Annotated in this window: 19 protein-coding genes; 9 read left to right on the top strand and 10 right to left on the bottom strand. The window is 70.7% G+C overall.

All coding sequences use genetic code 11. The annotated features are described in order from the left end of the window. The first annotated feature begins 66 nt into the window (after positions 1-66). Positions 67-261, top strand: a complete 195-nt coding sequence (locus ACWICD_RS04375) for a hypothetical protein (RefSeq protein WP_376128339.1) — start codon at positions 67-69, stop codon at positions 259-261. A gap of 35 nt (positions 262-296) precedes the next feature. On the opposite strand, the gene ppk2 is transcribed toward ACWICD_RS04375, so the two are convergent. Then, a complete protein-coding gene (gene ppk2 / locus ACWICD_RS04370; protein ID WP_376128340.1) occupies positions 297-1097 on the bottom strand; it encodes a polyphosphate kinase 2 in 801 nt (266 codons plus the stop codon). 9 nt (positions 1098-1106) lie between these two features. Then, the gene (gene dapD / locus ACWICD_RS04365; RefSeq protein ID WP_376128342.1) at positions 1107-2063 is read right to left on the bottom strand and encodes a 2,3,4,5-tetrahydropyridine-2,6-dicarboxylate N-succinyltransferase; all 957 of its coding nucleotides are present in this window, start codon (positions 2061-2063) and stop codon (positions 1107-1109) included. Positions 2064-2133: 70 nt separating this feature from the next. On the opposite strand from dapD, the gene dapE reads away from it, so the two are divergent. The 3 genes from dapE (at position 2134) to ACWICD_RS04350 (ending at position 4672) form a co-directional block, all read left to right on the top strand. Continuing rightward, on the top strand, positions 2134-3204 hold the full coding sequence (dapE, locus tag ACWICD_RS04360; protein WP_376128344.1) for a succinyl-diaminopimelate desuccinylase: 1071 nt from the start codon (positions 2134-2136) through the stop codon (positions 3202-3204). Beyond that, positions 3192-4421: a hypothetical protein gene (locus tag ACWICD_RS04355; protein ID WP_376128346.1), complete on the top strand. Its 1230-nt coding sequence runs from the start codon at positions 3192-3194 to the stop codon at positions 4419-4421. Before dapE ends, ACWICD_RS04355 begins: the two co-directional genes overlap by 13 nt. A gap of 77 nt (positions 4422-4498) precedes the next feature. After that, entirely contained in the window at positions 4499-4672 is a 174-nt protein-coding gene (locus ACWICD_RS04350) for a DUF3117 domain-containing protein (protein WP_163620836.1), read from the top strand. Between the two features lie 46 nt (positions 4673-4718). On the opposite strand, the gene ACWICD_RS04345 is transcribed toward ACWICD_RS04350, so the two are convergent. Continuing rightward, positions 4719-5384: an O-methyltransferase gene (locus ACWICD_RS04345; protein WP_376128347.1), complete on the bottom strand. Its 666-nt coding sequence runs from the start codon at positions 5382-5384 to the stop codon at positions 4719-4721. Positions 5385-5457: 73 nt separating this feature from the next. Between ACWICD_RS04345 and ACWICD_RS04340 the strand changes: the two genes are divergently transcribed. Next, a complete protein-coding gene (locus ACWICD_RS04340; protein ID WP_376128349.1) occupies positions 5458-5838 on the top strand; it encodes a Sec-independent protein translocase family protein in 381 nt (126 codons plus the stop codon). Positions 5839-5840: 2 nt separating this feature from the next. Here the strand turns inward: ACWICD_RS04340 and ACWICD_RS04335 are convergent, their stop codons facing one another. From ACWICD_RS04335 to ACWICD_RS04325, 3 genes are read right to left on the bottom strand one after another with little or no spacing between them, the layout of a single operon-like run. Further along, positions 5841-6995, bottom strand: a complete 1155-nt coding sequence (locus tag ACWICD_RS04335; protein WP_376128351.1) for an Mrp/NBP35 family ATP-binding protein — start codon at positions 6993-6995, stop codon at positions 5841-5843. Continuing rightward, the gene (locus ACWICD_RS04330; RefSeq protein WP_376128353.1) at positions 6992-7525 is read right to left on the bottom strand and encodes a DUF1003 domain-containing protein; all 534 of its coding nucleotides are present in this window, start codon (positions 7523-7525) and stop codon (positions 6992-6994) included. Before ACWICD_RS04330 ends, ACWICD_RS04335 begins: the two co-directional genes overlap by 4 nt. Beyond that, positions 7525-8793, bottom strand: coding sequence for a magnesium transporter MgtE N-terminal domain-containing protein (locus ACWICD_RS04325; RefSeq protein ID WP_376128354.1), 1269 nt, complete (start codon positions 8791-8793; stop codon positions 7525-7527). The genes ACWICD_RS04330 and ACWICD_RS04325 overlap by 1 nt, the downstream gene beginning before the upstream one ends. A 41-nt stretch (positions 8794-8834) precedes the next feature. Here ACWICD_RS04325 and ACWICD_RS04320 point away from each other — a divergent pair, with 41 nt between their 5' ends. Together ACWICD_RS04320 and ACWICD_RS04315 are read left to right on the top strand one after the other, a co-directional pair. Beyond that, positions 8835-9446 carry a general stress protein gene (locus tag ACWICD_RS04320; protein WP_376128356.1) on the top strand — a complete coding sequence of 204 codons (612 nt, stop codon included), beginning with the start codon at positions 8835-8837 and terminating at the stop codon, positions 9444-9446. Further along, positions 9430-10134, top strand: coding sequence for an alpha/beta hydrolase family protein (locus ACWICD_RS04315; protein ID WP_454139383.1), 705 nt, complete (start codon positions 9430-9432; stop codon positions 10132-10134). The genes ACWICD_RS04320 and ACWICD_RS04315 overlap by 17 nt, the downstream gene beginning before the upstream one ends. Positions 10135-10220: 86 nt before the next feature. Here the strand turns inward: ACWICD_RS04315 and ACWICD_RS04310 are convergent, their stop codons facing one another. Both ACWICD_RS04310 and ACWICD_RS04305 read right to left on the bottom strand, forming a co-directional pair. Then, positions 10221-11654, bottom strand: a complete 1434-nt coding sequence (locus tag ACWICD_RS04310) for an aminopeptidase P family protein (RefSeq protein WP_376128360.1) — start codon at positions 11652-11654, stop codon at positions 10221-10223. Between the two features lie 39 nt (positions 11655-11693). Next, complete coding sequence (locus ACWICD_RS04305) at positions 11694-12713, bottom strand: endonuclease/exonuclease/phosphatase family protein (protein ID WP_454139382.1); 1020 nt, start codon at positions 12711-12713, stop codon at positions 11694-11696. A gap of 93 nt (positions 12714-12806) precedes the next feature. On the opposite strand from ACWICD_RS04305, the gene ACWICD_RS04300 reads away from it, so the two are divergent. Continuing rightward, positions 12807-13670, top strand: a complete 864-nt coding sequence (locus ACWICD_RS04300; protein ID WP_454139513.1) for a PHP domain-containing protein — start codon at positions 12807-12809, stop codon at positions 13668-13670. Between the two features lie 30 nt (positions 13671-13700). Here ACWICD_RS04300 and ACWICD_RS04295 read toward each other — a convergent pair whose 3' ends face one another. Together ACWICD_RS04295 and ACWICD_RS04290 are read right to left on the bottom strand one after the other, a co-directional pair. Beyond that, positions 13701-14114, bottom strand: coding sequence for an SHOCT domain-containing protein (locus tag ACWICD_RS04295; protein WP_376128364.1), 414 nt, complete (start codon positions 14112-14114; stop codon positions 13701-13703). 102 nt (positions 14115-14216) lie between these two features. Next, the gene (locus ACWICD_RS04290) at positions 14217-15728 is read right to left on the bottom strand and encodes a DEAD/DEAH box helicase (protein ID WP_454139381.1); all 1512 of its coding nucleotides are present in this window, start codon (positions 15726-15728) and stop codon (positions 14217-14219) included. Between the two features lie 150 nt (positions 15729-15878). On the opposite strand from ACWICD_RS04290, the gene ACWICD_RS04285 reads away from it, so the two are divergent. Next, the gene (locus ACWICD_RS04285) at positions 15879-16595 is read left to right on the top strand and encodes a ferritin-like fold-containing protein (protein WP_454139380.1); all 717 of its coding nucleotides are present in this window, start codon (positions 15879-15881) and stop codon (positions 16593-16595) included. Positions 16596-16603: the final 8 nt, after the last annotated feature.

The raw sequence follows: 16603 nt of genomic DNA, 5'->3' as shown, positions 1-16603 counted from the left end.
GTCAACCCCTTCGCGCCGCGCGAGGTTCATGACAGGCTCTTCTCACGCACGACGAGGAGGACTCCCATGAACCACGACCGTGAGCCCAGCGCGAGCGACGAGGCCCTCGACAACGCCTCCGAGCACGAAGACGACCAGGCCGAGCCCAAGGCCGACGGTCTCGGCAAGGACAGCACGATCCCGTCGGATCCCGACGGCGTCGCCGCCGGCTACACAGGAGTGAAGTCGACCTTCGAGCCCGAAGAGGACGAGCAGGCCTGACGGCGGTGGCGTGGTGCGCGAGCTGACCGCGCGCGTCAGCCGTGCGAGAGCGTCGAAGCGTAGTCGGGCACGAGGCTCTCCTCATCGCGAGGAGGACGCTCGTAGCCGCCCGACGCGGGACGCTCGGGGATCTCGATCGGCTCCCGGTCGACGACCTCGTAGGGGATCCTCGACAGCAGGTGATGGATCATGTTGATCCGCCCGCGCCGCTTGTCTTCGTTGTCCACCTCGAACCAGGGCGCCTCGGGGATGTCGGTGTGCACGAACATCGTGTCCTTCGCGCGGGAGTAGTCCTCCCACTTCGTGATCGACAGGACGTCGTTCGGGCTCAGCTTCCACCGGCGCATCGGGTCGTCGTTGCGAGAGCGGAAGCGCTTCTCCTGCTCGACGTCGGACACGCTGAACCAGTACTTCAGCAGCAGGATGCCCTCTTCGACCAGCATCCGCTCGAAGATGGGCGCCTGGTGCAGGAAGCGGTGGTACTGCGCGTTGGTGCAGTAGCCCATGACGTGCTCGACACCGGCGCGGTTGTACCAGGACCGGTCCATCAGCACGATCTCACCGGCGGCGGGCAGGTGCGGGATATAGCGCTGGAAGTACCACTGGGTCTTCTCGCGTTCCGTCGGCGACGGCAGCGCGACGATGCGCGTCACGCGGGGATTGAGGTACTCGGAGATGCGCTTGATCGTCGAGCCTTTGCCCGCGGCATCCCGCCCCTCGAAGATCACGACGACGCGGGCGCCGGTCGTCTGCACCCAGGCCTGCATGTCGACGAGCTGCGCCTGCAGCCGCCGCAGTTCGTCTTCGTACGTCTTCTTCGCCAGGCGCTGCGTCATGTCCGAAGCCTACGCGTGGAGCGCCTCGTTGAGGGTGACGCCGACGCCCGTCCGGCGGACGGCCTCGATCGCGCCGGTGAGCGAATTGCGACGGAAGAGGAGTCCGTCGTGACCGGACAGCTCGGAGCCCTTCACGACGGGCCGGGAGTTGTCGTGGCGGGGCGGTCCGTCGGCCAGGACGATCTTCGAGCCCGCCGTCACATACAGGCCCGCCTCGACGACGCAGTCGTCGCCGAGTGAGATGCCGATGCCGGCGTTCGCCCCGAGGAGCGTCCGCGCGCCGATCGACACCTTGTGCGAGCCGCCGCCCGAGAGGGTGCCCATGATCGAGGCGCCCCCGCCGACGTCGCTGCCGTCGCCGACGACGACGCCTTGCGAGATGCGACCTTCCACCATCGATGCGCCGAGCGTGCCCGCGTTGAAGTTCACGAAGCCTTCGTGCATGACGGTCGTGCCGGGGGAGAGGTATGCGCCGAGGCGCACGCGGCTCGCGTCGGCGATGCGCACGCCGGCCGGAGTGACGTAGTCGAGCAGGCGGGGGAACTTGTCGAGCGACTGCACCTGCACGCCGTCGCGAAGGAGGAGCGGACGCAGGCGCGTCAGGTCGTCGGGGTGCACGGGGCCCGCGTTCGTCCACGCGACATTGGGCAGGTGGCCGAAGACGCCGTCGAGGTTCACCTCGTTGGGGCGCACGAGGCGGTGAGACAGCGCGTGCAGGCGGAGGTAGGCATCGGAGGTCGAGGCGGGCGGTGCATCCAGGTCGATGTCGAGCGCGATCACTTCGGCGGTCACGGCGCGCCGCGGGTCGGGGACGGCCAGTCGCTCCAGGTCGTCGGGCGGCATCGCCGGGTCGTAGCCCAGGGGCAGACGCCCCGCCGCGGGGGACGGGAACCACGTGTCCAGGATCGTCCCGTTCTCAGCCCTCGTCGCCAGGCCCAGGCCCCATACCGATCGCTCGTCGCTCATGCTTCCACCGTATCGGGGCACAGCCCCTGCTCCGGCCGGGAGGAGCAGCATCCGTCGATAGGATCGGGGGATGCCGGCGCTCGACCTCACCGCGACCTCGATCGACCTCACCCGCACGATCTGCGACATCCCGAGCGTCTCGGACGATGAGACCGCGCTCGCCGACGCGATCCACGAGGCCGTGACCGCGCTGCCGCACCTCGAGGTGCACCGCGACGGCGACACGATCGTCGCCCGCACGAACCGCGGGCGCGCGCAGCGCGTCGCGATCGCGGGGCACATCGACACCGTGCCCATCAACGGCAACGTGCCGACCCGCGACATCGTCCTCGACGGCGAGCCCCACCTGTGGGGCCGGGGCACGGTCGACATGAAGGCCGGAGTCGCCGTCCAGCTCAAGCTCGCCCACGATCTCGCCGACCCCCGCGTCGACATCACCTGGATGTGGTACGACCACGAAGAGGTCGACGCCGACCTCAACGGACTGACGCGCCTCGCCGCGACGCGGCCCGACCTGTTCCAGGCCGACTTCGCGATCCTCGGCGAGCCGTCGAACGGGCAGGTCGAGGGCGGCTGCAACGGCAATCTCCGCGCGATCGTGCGCACCGACGGCGTGCGGGCCCACAGTGCGCGCGCGTGGATCGGCGAGAACGCGATCCACAAGGCCGCGCCGATCCTCACCAGGCTCGCCGAGTACCGTCCGCGCGACGTCGCCGTCGAAGGACTCGACTACCGCGAGGGCCTCAATGCCGTGCGCATCGGCGGAGGCATCGCGGGCAACGTGATCCCGGATGCGTGCGAGGTCGAGGTCAATTACCGTTTCGCCCCGAGCCGTGACGTCGTCGAGGCCGAGCAGCACGTGCGCGATGTCTTCGCCGGATTCGACCTGGAGGTCGTCGACCTCGCGGCGGGCGCCCGCCCGGGCCTGGACGCGCCGCTCGCTCGGGAGTTCCTCGCGGCCGTCGGCGCGCAGCCGCGGCCGAAGTACGGGTGGACCGATGTCGCCCGCTTCTCGGCGATGGGCGTGCCCGCCGTCAACTACGGGCCCGGCGACCCCCACCTCGCCCACCACGACGAGGAGCGTGTGCCGCTCGCGCAGATCATCGAGGTGGAACGCGGGCTGCGGACGTGGCTGCGCTGACACCCCGCACGACGCAACGCGTCCGGGAGACGTGGCGCACGGTGCCGGTGGCCGTGCGGATCGGCCTCGTCTACGTCGTCGCGCGGCTCATCACGACGGGCTTGTTCGTTCTCGCGGCATCCCTGTCGGGCCCCGGCTCCCGCTACGGCCAGAACCCGTCCCTCAGCACCTTCGTGCTGGGCTGGGATGCCCAGTGGTACTGGCTCGTCGCGGTCGAGGGCTATCCGAGCGACCTGCCCGTCACCGATGCGGGGGACGTGGGCGAGAACGCATGGGCGTTCATGCCGGTCTACGCCTACCTCGCGCGGATCGTGGGGCTTCCGCTCGGCTCGTGGGGTGCCGGCGCCGTCGTCGTCTCGCTCGTCGCGGGCTACCTCGCCTGCCTCGCGCTGCACGGGCTGCTGCGCCGCCGGCTGGGCGGGTCCGCCACGATGTGGGCCGTCGTCTTCTTCGCGTGCGGGCCGCTCGCGGCCCTGTTCCAGGTCGGCTACGCCGAATCGCTGTTCCTGCTCTGGCTCTTCCTGTCGCTGCGGTGCGTCCTCGAGCGCCGCTACGCGTGGCTCTACCTGCTGATCCCCCTGATGGGCTACACGCGTCCGGGGGTGCTCGCCTTCGCGCTGCTGCTGGGACTGCACGGCATCCATCGCTGGATCATCCGCCGTCGTGAGCCGTTGCCGGTATCGCACATCGTGCACATCGTCGCGACGGGTCTTCTGGCCGTCGTCGTGGGGTTCTCCTGGCAGGTGCTCGCCGCCATCGCGACGGGCGACCCCGGCGCCTACCTCGCGACAGAACTCGCGTGGCGTCGCAACTGGATCGCCGACGCCGACGCGCAGTTCGTGCCCTTCGACGGGTTCGTGCAGGCCGCGGGCTTCTGGTTCGAGGCCTGGGGCGCGGGAGCGGTCACCGGCTACATCGCGCTCGGCGTCGCGATCGCGGGGGTCACGGCACTGCTGCTGTTCGAACCGCACGTGCGGCGACTCGGTCCCGACCTGCGGCTGTGGTCCGCCAGCTACCTCGTCTATCTGCTGCTGGTGTTCTTTCCGCAGTCGAGCATCTTCCGCCTGCTCGTGCCGCTTTCGCCCCTGTGGGGTGCCGCCGCCCTGCCGCGATCGCCCTGGTGGCGCGGCGGCGTGCTCGTCGCCTGCCTCGCCGGGCAGTGGTGGTGGATCTACAACATGTACGCGATCGCGAACACGTATTGGCAGATTCCGTGACCCGCGAAGAGACCACGCGGGGCACGAGCCTTCTCTTCGGTAAACTTGACGGGCAGACCTGAGGAAAAGGAGCCGCTATGGCAGCCATGAAGCCGAGAACCGGAGACGGGCCGATGGAGGCCGTCAAGGAAGGCCGACTCATCATCGTGCGGGTTCCGCTCGAAGGGGGCGGACGCCTCGTCGTCTCCGTGAACGACGCTGAGGCCAAGGAGCTCTACGACGTGCTCAGCGGAGTCGTGAACGCCGCCTGAGCCGCAGAGACGAAACGAACGGCCGGTCTTCGGACCGGCCGTTCCGTCATTTCCCCCGGATGCCGCGCCCCGAGGTCTCTTCCGTGGCGACGGTCGTCAGCTGCAGAAGCCCCTCACCCGCGATCGCGAGCGCGCCGATCACCGCGGGCGAGGACTGCGTCTCCTGGATGAGGGAGCGGTAGGCGGCGGTGACGGGATCGCGACGAACCGGGTCGGCCACGGCGCCGCCGTGGAGGACGCGCGGAACGAGCACGAGGCCGCCCGTGCGCACGAGGCGGAGGCCGTGCTCGACGTACTCGATCACGCCCTCGGGGTCGGCATCGACCAGGACGATGTCGTAGGACGCTTCGTTCATGCGAGGGAGCACGTCTGCCGCGCGCCCCGTGATGAAGCGGGCACGGGCCGCGGGCACACGCGCGTCGGCGAATGCCTGACGGGCAGCGCCCAGGTGCTCGGGCTCGTTGTCGATCGTCGTCAGAGTCGCGCGCGGGGAGCCGTGCAACAGCCACAGACCGGAGACACCTGCGCCCGTGCCGATCTCGACGATGTTGAGCGCTTGCGACGCCGCGGAGAGCACGGCGCACTGCGCGCCGACGGCCGCGCTGATGGGCTCGGCCCCCAGCTCGAGGGCGTGCTGACGGGCCCGGGCGATGTGTTCGGGCTCGGTCGTCACTTCGGCGACGAATCGCTGATTCGCGTCGTATTCGCGCATTCTGGCTTCCTCCGCGCTCAGCCTACGTCGCGCTCGGGCGCCGGGACGCCAGGCGCGACGGTAACCTTCTGTCATGTTCTTCGGCCTCACGATCGAGAAGCTGCTGCTGATCGGTCTCATCGCCGCGTTCGTCATCGGACCCGAGCGGCTGCCCCGCTACGCCGAGGCGCTCGGCGGGCTCACGCGGCGTGCGCGCGAATGGGTGACGACGGCGCGGACCCGGGTGCAGGACGAGATGGGCGAGGATTTCGCCGACGTCGACTGGAAGACCCTCGATCCCCGCCAGTACGATCCGCGGCGGATCATCCGCGAAGCGCTGCTCGACGATGCTCCCGTCGCCTCGGCGGGCGGCATCTCGCGCCCCGCCGTCGCGACACCGCCCGTCGCGGCGCCGCGCGCATCGAGTCCCTTCCGCGCCGACGAGACACCGCCGTTCGACTCGGAGGCGACCTGAGGTCAGCTCGGGTTCACCGGCAGCGATCGGCCCGCGAGACCGCGCGGCCGCGCCGCGATCGCGTCAGCGAGGGCGTCGATCGCCTGTGCCGCGGGATCGGCGGGGTCGGCGACGACGACCGGCGTGCCGGCATCCCCATCGGCGCGCAGGGCTGTGCTCAGCGGAACCGATGCCAGCAGCGGCACAGGGGAGTCGGGCGCCGACAGGGCCGCCGCGACCTCGGCGCCGCCGCCCTCGCCGAACAGCGCGAGACTCGAGCCGTCGGGCAGGGTCATCGCCGCCATGTTCTCGACGACGCCGATGACGCGCTGACCCGTCTGGCGGGCGACGAGGCCGCTGCGGACGGCGACGTCGGAGGCAGCCGGCTGCGGCGTCGTGACGACGAGCACGTCGGCGTTCGGCAGCAGCTGGCCGACGGAGATGGCGACGTCGCCCGTACCGGGCGGCATGTCCAGCAGCAGCACGTCGAGGTCGCCGAAGTGCACGTCGGTGAGGAACTGCTGCACCGTGCGGTGCAGCATGGGCCCGCGCCAGGCGACGGCGCCGAGCGGCGCGTCATCGCCCGTGCGTCGCAGGAACATGCCGATCGAGATGACCTTCACGCCGTAGGCGACGGGCGGCAGCATGAGGTCGTCGATGCGGGTCGGCTGCGGGGCGCCGCCGTCAGCGTCGATGAGCCCGAGGAGACCGGGGATCGAGAAGCCGTGCACGTCGGCGTCGATGAGACCGACCGACAGGCCGCGCTCGGCGAGGGCGACGGCGAGGTTGGCGGTGACGGTCGACTTGCCGACGCCGCCCTTTCCGCTCGTGACGGCGATGACACGCGTCAGCGAGTCGGGTCCGAACGGCATTTCGCGCGGAGCGCGGCCGCCGCGCAGCTTCTCGGTGAGCGCCGCGCGCTCAGCGGGCGACATGACACCGACCTCGAGCTCGACCGACGAGATCCCGTCCACCGATCCAGCGGCGGCGCGCACCTCACGGGAGATGCGATCGGCGGCGGGGCATCCCACGATCGTCAGTGCGATCCCGACGTGCGCGACCGAGTCCGTGACGGAGATGTCGCGCAGCATGTCGAGCTCTGCGAGCGGGCGACGCAGCTCGGGATCGATGACGGCGCCGACGGCGCGGCGGACGGCGTCGGTGTGCTCGGTGGTCACGATGGGTCCTCTCGGCGTCGCCCGTCGCGCTCGTCGAGCTGATCGAGGAAGGCGCGCAGCTCGGTGCGCAGGGCGTCGCTCGTCACGGCGTCGGAGCGGTAGTGGGCGATCTCCATGCGCAGGGCCACGATCTCGCGAGCGAGGTACTCGGTGTCGGCCAGATTGCGCTCGGAGCGCTGACGGTCCTGCTCGATCTGCACGCGGTCGCGGTCGTCCTGCCGGTTCTGCGCGAGCAGGATGAGCGGGGCGGCGTACGACGCCTGCAGAGACAGCATGAGCGTCAGCGCCGTGAACCCGTTCGCGGCCGAATCGAAGCGCGCCTCAGCCGGGGCGAGGGTGTTCCATGCGAGCCACGCGGCGCAGAAGAGGGTCAGACCCAGCAGGAACGCCGGCGTGCCCATGTTGCGGGCGATCCACTCCGTGGCCCGGCCGAACCGGTCGCGCGAGGGCTGCGGCGCGCGCGGCGCGAGCATGCCGGAGCGGCCACGCGGAGCATCGAGCGCCGGCGTGCGGCGCGGCGCGCGGGCCATCACCGCGGCTCTCCCAGGACGGCGGAGGCGTCGTGGCTGTCGTGCGAGCGCCAGTCATCCGGCAGCAGGTAGTCGAGCACATCGTCGACGCTCACGGCGCCGACGAGACGTCGGGCCTCGTCGACGACGGGCACCGAGACGAGGTCGTAGCTCGCGAGCAGGCGCGCGACCTCGGGAGCGGATGCGGTCGCGGCGACCGGGTCGAGGGAGTCGTCCACGATCGCCCCGAGCCGCTCGTGCGGGGGATAGCGCAGCATCCGCTGGAAATGCACCGTGCCGAGCAACCGCCCCGTCGGAGTCTCGAACGGAGGCAACGTGACGAAGACCGCGGCGGCGAGGGCGGGGTGCAGCTCGTGGCGGCGGATGAGGGCGAGCGCCTCGGCGACCGTCGCGTCGGCCGACAGCACGATGGGGTCGCTCGTCATGAGACCGCCCGCCGTGTCGGGCCCGTACTGCAGCAGGGCGCGGACGTCTTCGGCCTCTTCGGGCTCCATGAGGTCGAGAAGCTCTTCCGAGCGCTCCTCGGAGAGCTGCCCGAGCAGGTCGGCGGCGTCGTCGGGCTCCATCGCATCGAGGATGTCGGCGGCGCGCTCGTCGCCGAGCGCCTCGAGGATGTGCACCTGATCGTCTTCGGGCATCTCTTCGAGCGCGTCGGCGAGGCGGTGATCCGACAGCTCTTCGGCGACCTTGAGGAGGCGCTCGTCGGGCAGGTCGAGCAGCGTGTTGGCGAGGTCGGCGGGTTTGAGATCGGAGTACGTCGCGACGAGGTGCTCGGCGGAGTGCGCCGCGCCCTGCGCACCGCGCTCGCGCACCTCGGACCAGGCGGCGAAGGTTGTCGGGCCCTTCGCGAAGGGCGACGCGCTCGTGCGCGGACGCCGCAGGAAGAGCTGGCCGACGTCCCATTCCCCCGCGCGGTTGCGTTCGACGGCGACGTCCTCGATGACGGCGTCGCCCGACCCGTCGACGAGGGTGACCCGCCGACCGAGGAGTTCGGCCATGACACGCACCTCGCCGCCGCGCTGCTGGAAGCGCCGCACGTTGATGAGCCCCGTCGTGATGACCTGGCCCAGCGCGATCGAGGTCACGCGCCCGATCGAGACGAAGACGTGGCGTCGACCGGGGATCTCGACGATGAGACCGATGACGCGCGGGGGGTCGTTCTTGCGATAGATGACGACGACATCGCGCACTTTGCCGAGGCGATCGCCGGCAGGGTCGAAGACGGCGCACCCGGCCAGGCGCGCCACGAAAACCCTCTGTGTGCTCACGCGATCAAGCGTAGCCCGGGGGTGCGTGGGAGGATGGGGCAATGACCATGTTGGGCGGACGCGTGCCGAAGGGGCTCGGCGAGGTCGGGCAGACCATCGCGAGCTATCCGACCTACGAACGCGCTCAGAAGGCGGTGTCCGAGCTCATCGCCGCCGACGTGCGGGCTCGGGACGTCGCCATCGTCGGTCAGGGTCTGCGCTCGATCGAGCGCGTCACGGGCCGGCTGGGATACGCCGCCGCTGCGCGGACGGGGGCCATCAACGGGCTCCTGCTCGGGCTGCTGTTCGCCGCGATCCTCGTGATCGGCTCGCCCTCCGTGCCGATCCAGGCCTTCGTCGGCGTGCTGTTCGTGGGCATCGCGATCGGGATGCTGCTGAGCCTGGTCACGTACTCGTTCGTGCGCCGTCGGCGGGACTTCGCGTCGGTCATGCAGGTCGTGGCCGACCGCTACGAGATCGCCGTCGCGCCGAGCAGCGCGCAGCGGGCGCGCGAAGTGCTGGGAGAGGCCGCCCACGCCGCCGCGCCGCCTGCCGCAGCGGCGCCCGTCGTGCAGGGCCCACCGCAGTACGGTGAGCGGCTCCCCGTCGACCCGCCGTCACCCGAGACGGCGGGCGAGCAGCCGACGACGGCGGGCGATGTCAGCGAGCGCTGACGAGGTCATCCCGGTCGCGCTGCGAACGGGAACCGTCGAACTCTCGTCCGACGTCGCGCTGCCCGAGGACGCCTGGGCCGCCGTCGCCGTCGCACACGGTGCGGGCGCCGGGTACCGGCATCCCTTCCTCATCGGCTTCACCGACGCTCTCGCCGCCGCGGGGATCGCGACGCTGCGCTTCAACCTGCCGTATGCGCAAGCGGGGCGGCGCATGCCCGGTCCCGCGGCGCACGCCGTCGCGGCATGGGGCGCCGTGCACGCGTGGCTGTCGGCGCACGTCGAGGTGCCCGTGTGGGCGTGCGGCAAGTCGTACGGCGGACGGATGGCATCGATGGCCGCAGCGGAGGGGGTCATCGAGCCTGCGGGGCTCGTCTACCTCGGCTATCCGCTGCATCCACCCGGCGACCGCTCGAAGGCACGCACCGCGCACCTGCCCGAGATCGTGCCGCCGCAGCTCTTCCTCTCGGGCACGAACGACCCGTTCGTCGATCCGCACGATCAGCTGGTCGACGCCGTCGCCGCCTGCCGTGACGCCGAGCTGACGTGGATCGAGGGCGGCGGGCACTCGTTCGAGGTCGCAGGGCGCAAGCGCCCGGCAGACGAGATCGGGGCAGAGCTCGCGCCGATCGTCGCGGAGTTCCTGCGCCGTCGCGGGCCCGAACCGCGCACCGTGCAGAATCCGGCGTGACGGGTGACGACGCGAACGCGCCGATCCGGGCCTGACCGGGCCGGGCGTCCTGCGCATCGCGCGGAACCCGGCACCGGCCGGTCGGGTCAGGGATTCAGACGGGCGATCCAGGCCTCGACCTCGTCGGCCGTGCGCGGGATACCGGCCGAGAGGTTCACGGGGCCGTCCTCGGTGAGGAGGATGTCGTCTTCGATGCGCACGCCGATGCCCCGGTACTCCTCGGGCACCGTGACGTCGTCGATCTGGAAATACAGACCCGGCTCGATCGTGAACACCATGCCGGGTTCGAGCAGGCCGTCGTAGTACATCTCGCGGCGCGCCTGGGCGCAGTCGTGCACGTCGATGCCGAGGTGGTGACTCGTGCCGTGCACCATGTAGCGACGGTGGTGGCCTCCGGCGTCGGCGTCGAGGGCCTCCTGCGCCGTCACGGGAAGCAGGCCCCATTCGGCGACGCGCGTCGCGAGGACCTGCATCGCGGCCTCGTGCAGGGCGCGGAACGGCACACCGGGACGGGCTGCGGCGAAGGCGGCGTCGGCCGCTTCGCGGACCGTCTCGTAGACGCGTCGCTGCACCTCGCTGAAGCGCCCGTCGACGGGCAGCGTGCGGGTGATGTCGGCGGTGTAGAGACTGTCGACCTCGGCGCCCGCGTCGATGAGGATGAGATCGCCGGGGAGTACGGCGCCGTCGTTGCGCGTCCAGTGCAGGTAGCACGCGTGCGGTCCGGATGCCGCGATCGTGTCGTAGCCGACCGCGTTGCCGTCGCTGCGCGCGCGCCGGTGGAAGACGCCCTCGACGACGCGTTCGCCGCGCGGGTGGTCGATGATCGCGGGCAGGTTCGACACGATGTCGTCGAAGCCCTTGGCGGTGACGTCGACGGCGAGCTGGAGCTGTGCGAGCTCGTACTCGTCCTTCACCAGGCGCAGCTCGGAGACGAAGCGGGTGAGCTGGGCGTCCTCTTCGACCACGAGATCGCCCTCGCGACGCTCGAGCCGCTCGATGCGCTCCGTCGCGAGACCGAGGTCTGCCGCGACGCCGCCGATCGCGGGACGCGGTCCGATCCAGAACTCGCCGATCGAGGCGTCGGAGTAGAACTCGCTCGTCGTGCGGTCGGCGCGTTCGCGGAAGTACAGCGTGACGTCGTGGCCGTCGGCGGTCGGCTCGAACACGAGCACGGCACCCGGCTCGGCGTCGGAGGCCCAGCCGGTCAGGTGCGAGAACGCCGAGTGCGCTCGGAAGGGATAGTCGGTGTCGTTGCTGCGCTGCTTGAGCTCACCCGCCGGGATGACCAGACGCGCGCCGGGGAAGGCCGCCGACACGGCGTCCCGCCGGGCCGCGGCATAGCGCGCCTGCTCGCGCTGTTCGGGGACGATGTCGGCGCGGTCGGCCCAGCCGCCGGAGATCGTGTCGAGGAATCCCCGGCCGAAGGGCTGACGCCGGTTCGTGCTCGAGTTGGTGGGGGGCTCGCTGGTCTCGGTCGTCGCGACGGACGCGACGGCGGGGATGTCGCCTGCAGTGCTCATGCCCTCAAGTCTGGCACGTCCTGCGGTGCCGAGAGGCTCTCACTCGACCGGCTCCAGCTGCACGACGAGGGGGCGGTGATCGCTTCCCGCGCCGTCGAGCGAGGTCACGACGAGGGACCCCGTCGCCCGCCAGTGCTCGGACACCATGACGTGGTCGATGGGTGCGCCCACGAGCGGCGGGATCTCGGTCGTCCAGGTGCCGACGGACCCGTTCCCGGTCTCGAGCGCGGCGTCGCGGCACCGTCCCAGCGTGCCGCCGTCCATGCCGAGGCTCGTCATGTGGTCGACCGTGGCGTTGAAGTCGCCCGCCATGATGACGTTCGATCCGGCGCACTGGTCGGCCAGCCAGCGCAGATCGTCACGCCACGCCTGCATGTACTCGCGTCGGGGCGCGACGGCGTGGGCCGCGACGATGATGGGGCCGTCGCCGGCCGTCGGCATCGCGACGGCGCTCGGCACGGTCGAGGTGTTGCTCGAACCGTCGCGCGAGGATTCGATGACGGAGTAGTCCCCGAGTTCGGGTGAGATGAGGATCGTCGTCGAGCCGGCATCCCACTCGGCCGAGGGGTCGGCGGCGTGATGCGCCCACATGGGGTGACCGAGCTCGCGCATCGCGATCGCGACCTGCTCGCCGGTCTCGATCGTCGTCTCGGGAAGAGTGACGACGTCGGCCTCCATCGCGACGGCCAGCTGCGCGATGGCGTCCGGCCCCGTCGCGGGGCCGGCGGTGTTCCAGGTCAGGACGCGCACGCTCGTGTCGGTCGTCGGGGGCAGTTCCGTCACACCCAGACCGCGCGAGACGACCGTGACGCCCCCCGCGACGGCGGCCAGGGCCGAGACGACCGCGAGCGAGAGGGCGAAGGCGCGCAGCGGGCGGGCGATCGCGAGGAGGAGCGCGACGACGGTCGCCACGACGAAGGCGAGCACGAGAACGCTGCGGAACGAGATCAGCTGCGCGACGGGGAAGAACCGATCGACGCGGAAGAAGCCCGGCCACGTCAGAACCGCAGCCGCGATCGCGCACAGGACGGTCACCAGGACACCCAGCAGCCGAAACACGAACGCGACTCTATGTCAGGCTGCTGGGAGATCCGCGCACCCGTGCCGAGAGTCGGCCCGACGGATGCCGCCACCCCGACTACGCTCGGACAGGTGCAGGCGACGCGACGGTTCGAGGGTCCGAGTGACCTGCACCTGCACTCGACGCACTCCGACGGCACCGAGGCGCCGGCGCTCGTCCTGCAGGCCGCGCACCGTCACGGCCTGCGCACGGCGGCGCTCACCGACCATGACACGACGGCGGGGTGGGCGGAGGCGGCCGAAGCGGCGACGTCGCTGGGCATGACGTTCCTCCCCGGCATGGAGCTGTCGGCTCGCCACGAGTGGCGCAGCGTCCATATCCTGGCTTACCTCATCGATCCGGATGCCGCGGGCCTGCGGGCCATGACGGATCGCATCCGCTCGTCACGGCTCGATCGTGCGCGCCTCATGGCCGATCGCATCGGGCGCGACTACGACCTGCACTGGGACGACATCCTCGCCCAGACGATCGACGGCGCGACGGTGGGCCGCCCGCACATCGCCGATGCCCTCGTCGCGCGAGGTTTCGTGCGCGACCGCACCGAGGCGTTCTCGAGCATCCTCAGTCCGCGCGGCGCGTACTACGTCGACCTGTACGCGCCGGATCCGGTCACGGCGGTCGAACTCGTCGTCGCTGCCGGGGGAGTGCCGATCATCGCCCACCCCGCGGGGCGGGCGGGGGTTCTTCCGCGTGCGCTGCTGCGTCGCATGCTCGACGCCGGTCTCGCGGGCTTCGAGCTGGGACACCGCGAGAACGTCGAGCCCGGCATCCGGATGCTGCGCCGGATCGTCGCGGACCGCGACCTCGTCGTGACGGGCTCGAGCGACTACCACGGCCTGGGCAAGCCCAATGTGCCGGGCGAGAACACGACGTCGGACGACATGGTGCAGCGCCTCATCGAGCTCGGAACGGGAAGCGCCCCCGTCCACCCCTGAGGGGGACGAGGGCGCTGCAGCACGGCGAGGTCAGGCCAGCGCCCGTGCCTTGAGGTGCTCGTACTCCTCGTGCGAGATCGTCCCGGCATCCAGGAGCGACCTGGCCTTCGCGATCTCGTCGGCGGGACTGGAGCCCGCCACGTGCTTGATGTAGTCGTCCTGCGCGCGCTGGATCTGTCGCGCCTGCGTCGCGCTGCGCTCGGCCATCCCGCCGCCGCGGGCGATGAGGTAGACGAGGGCCGTGACGAACGGGAAGAAGATCAGGAAGAAGACCCACACGGCCTTCCACCACCCGCTCAGCTTGTGGTCACGGAAGAGGTCGGAGATGATCGCGAACAGCGCGAACAGGTACGCCACGAAGATGAAGGCCCACAGGAACCACCAGATGAGGTCCCAGAAGGAACCCCAGAAGCCCTGGTATTCGACGGTTTCGAAGAATCGCACGATCGTGCCTTTCTGACGGGGACGACGGCGCCCCTGCGCCGTCAGCGCTCACGATAGCGCGCCCTCGCGGGCCCCGCGGGCCTCGTGGGTAACGATCCGAGATCAGGCGTTCGCTGCGGGCGCCTGACCCGAGCGGGGCCCGCGGCGCCGACGGCGTCGCCGCGGCGACGGGTTGCCGTCGTGGTGCTCCTTGCCGCCGCCGTCGTGCGTTCCGGCGCCGTCCGCATCGCGCTCGGTGCCGGAGGCCTCGGAGGTGCTCTGTGCCGCGGCCGTCTCGCCGCCTTCGGCGAACGTCGCCCCGACCTTCTCGGACGAGTCGCGGCGGCGCCGGCGACGACGGCTCGTGCCGACATCGGCCGCCCCCGCCTCGGCGGCGGCGTCGGCGGCCCGGGCCGGGCGCTGCGTCTTGACGGACTGGGTCTTCGGCGCCGTCGCGATGCGGCCCTTCGTTCCCTCGGGGATGTCGAGGTCGCTGAACAGGTGCGGGCTCGACGAGTAGGTCTCGACGGGCTCGGGCTGGCCGAACTCGAGGGCACGGTTGATGAGCGCCCACTTGTGCAGGTCGTCCCAGTCGACGAAGGTCACGGCGATGCCGGTCTTGCCCGCACGGCCCGTGCGGCCGGCGCGGTGCAGGTAGGTCTTCTCGTCGTCGGGGATCGTGTGGTTGATGACGTGCGTCACATCGTCGACGTCGATGCCGCGCGCGGCGACGTCGGTCGCGATGAGCACGTCCTTCTTGCCGGCCTTGAACCCGGCCATCGAGCGCTCGCGCGCCTCCTGGCTCATGTCGCCGTGCACGGCGCCCGCGTTGAAGCCGCGGTCGTTGAGCTCGTCGACGAGCTTCTGCGCCGCGCGCTTGGTGCGCGTGAAGACGACGGTCTTGCCGCGGCCCTCCGACTGGAGGATGCGGGCGATGATCTCGTCCTTGTCGAGCGAGTGCGCGCGGTAGACGAGGTGCTTGATGTTGGCCTGCGTGAGGCCCTCGTCGGGGTCCGTCGCGCGGATGTGGATGGGGTTGGTCATGAAGCGACGAGCGAGGGCGACGATGGGGCCCGGCATCGTGGCCGAGAACAGCTGCGTGTGGCGCACCGCGGGGACCTTCGAGAAGATCTTCTCGATGTCGGGGAGGAATCCCAGGTCGAGCATCTTGTCGGCCTCGTCGAGCACGACCTCGGTCGCGTTCGAGAGGTCCAGGAGCCGCTGATTGTTGAGGTCGATGAGCCGGCCCGGCGTGCCGACGACGATCTGCGCGCCGGCCTTGAGCTGCTCGATCTGACCTTCGTACGCCTTGCCGCCGTAGATCGCGACGACGCTCGTCGAACGGCCCGACGTCAGCATGTCGATGTCTTCGTAGACCTGGACGCACAGTTCGCGGGTCGGCACGACGATGAGCGCCTTGACACCGTGCTCGGGGTCCTTGCCCAGCCGCTGGACGACGGGGATGCCGAATCCGAACGTCTTGCCGGTTCCCGTCTTCGCCTGGCCGATGATGTCCTGGCCGGGAAGCCCGAGCGGAATCGTCTGCTCCTGGATGGGGAAGGCATCGACGATGCCCTTGGCCGCGAGGACATCGACGATGTCCTGATCGACGCCGAGTTCGGCGAAAGTCGTCACGATATGAGCCTGTCTGGCGGTGAGAAGCCGCCGGGATGAGTGGTCCACGCCCTTCACTCAGCCACAGGCGCGGGGGTCCCGATCCGTCGCCGGGACCCCTCAAGGATACCGACCGTGAGCCGGCGGGGCCCGCAGCCGTAGTCTTGTGGCGTGGTGAAGTGGTTCTGGCAGCGCAAGACACCCGCGACGAAAGCCCTCTCGCTCCGGGCGCGGGGTGACTTCGGCGGGGCGACGCGCGTCGACTTCGAGGAGCTCGCTCCGGACATCGACACGTTCCTCGGGCAGGCCGCGTATCTGCAGCTCGGGTTCTTCGAGACGCTCAGCGAGCTGATCGCGCTGACCCCCGAGCTCGCCGAGAAGGAATCGCTTTCGCGTGCGGCGGGCGCGGCGCTGACGAAGCACCAGGAGCTCGTCGCCGTCATCCGCGAACGAGGCGACGACCCGACGGCGATCATGCTGCCCTTCCGCGAGCCGCTCGACGACTTCCGTCGGGCCACGCACGGCGGAAGACCGCAGGAGACCATGCTGTCGGTGCACATCACGGCCGGGATGCTCGACGACTTCTACCTGGCGCTCGCGTCGAGCTACGCCGAGACCGGACGCATCGTCGCGCGCATCCTGCAGGCCGATGATGACCGCCAGGCGATCGTGGACATCATCGGCGCCACGATCGAGAGCGACCCCGAGTGGAAGTCGCTCCTGGCGATGTGGGGGCGACGGCTCGTCGGCGACACGCTGCTCATCGCGCGTGCCGCGCTGCGTCCGGGCGGCCTGCGCATCGCGGACGAGGAGAAGGTCGAGCCCGTGTTCACCGAGCTCATGGCGGCCCATTCGCGCCGCATGGACGCGATGGGCCTCGCGGCGTAGCCGCGCGG

Source organism: Microbacterium sp. NPDC055357 (assembly GCF_053644835.1).
Note: the sequence above shows the minus strand (reverse complement) of the source record. Positions and strands in the feature narration are given on the sequence as shown.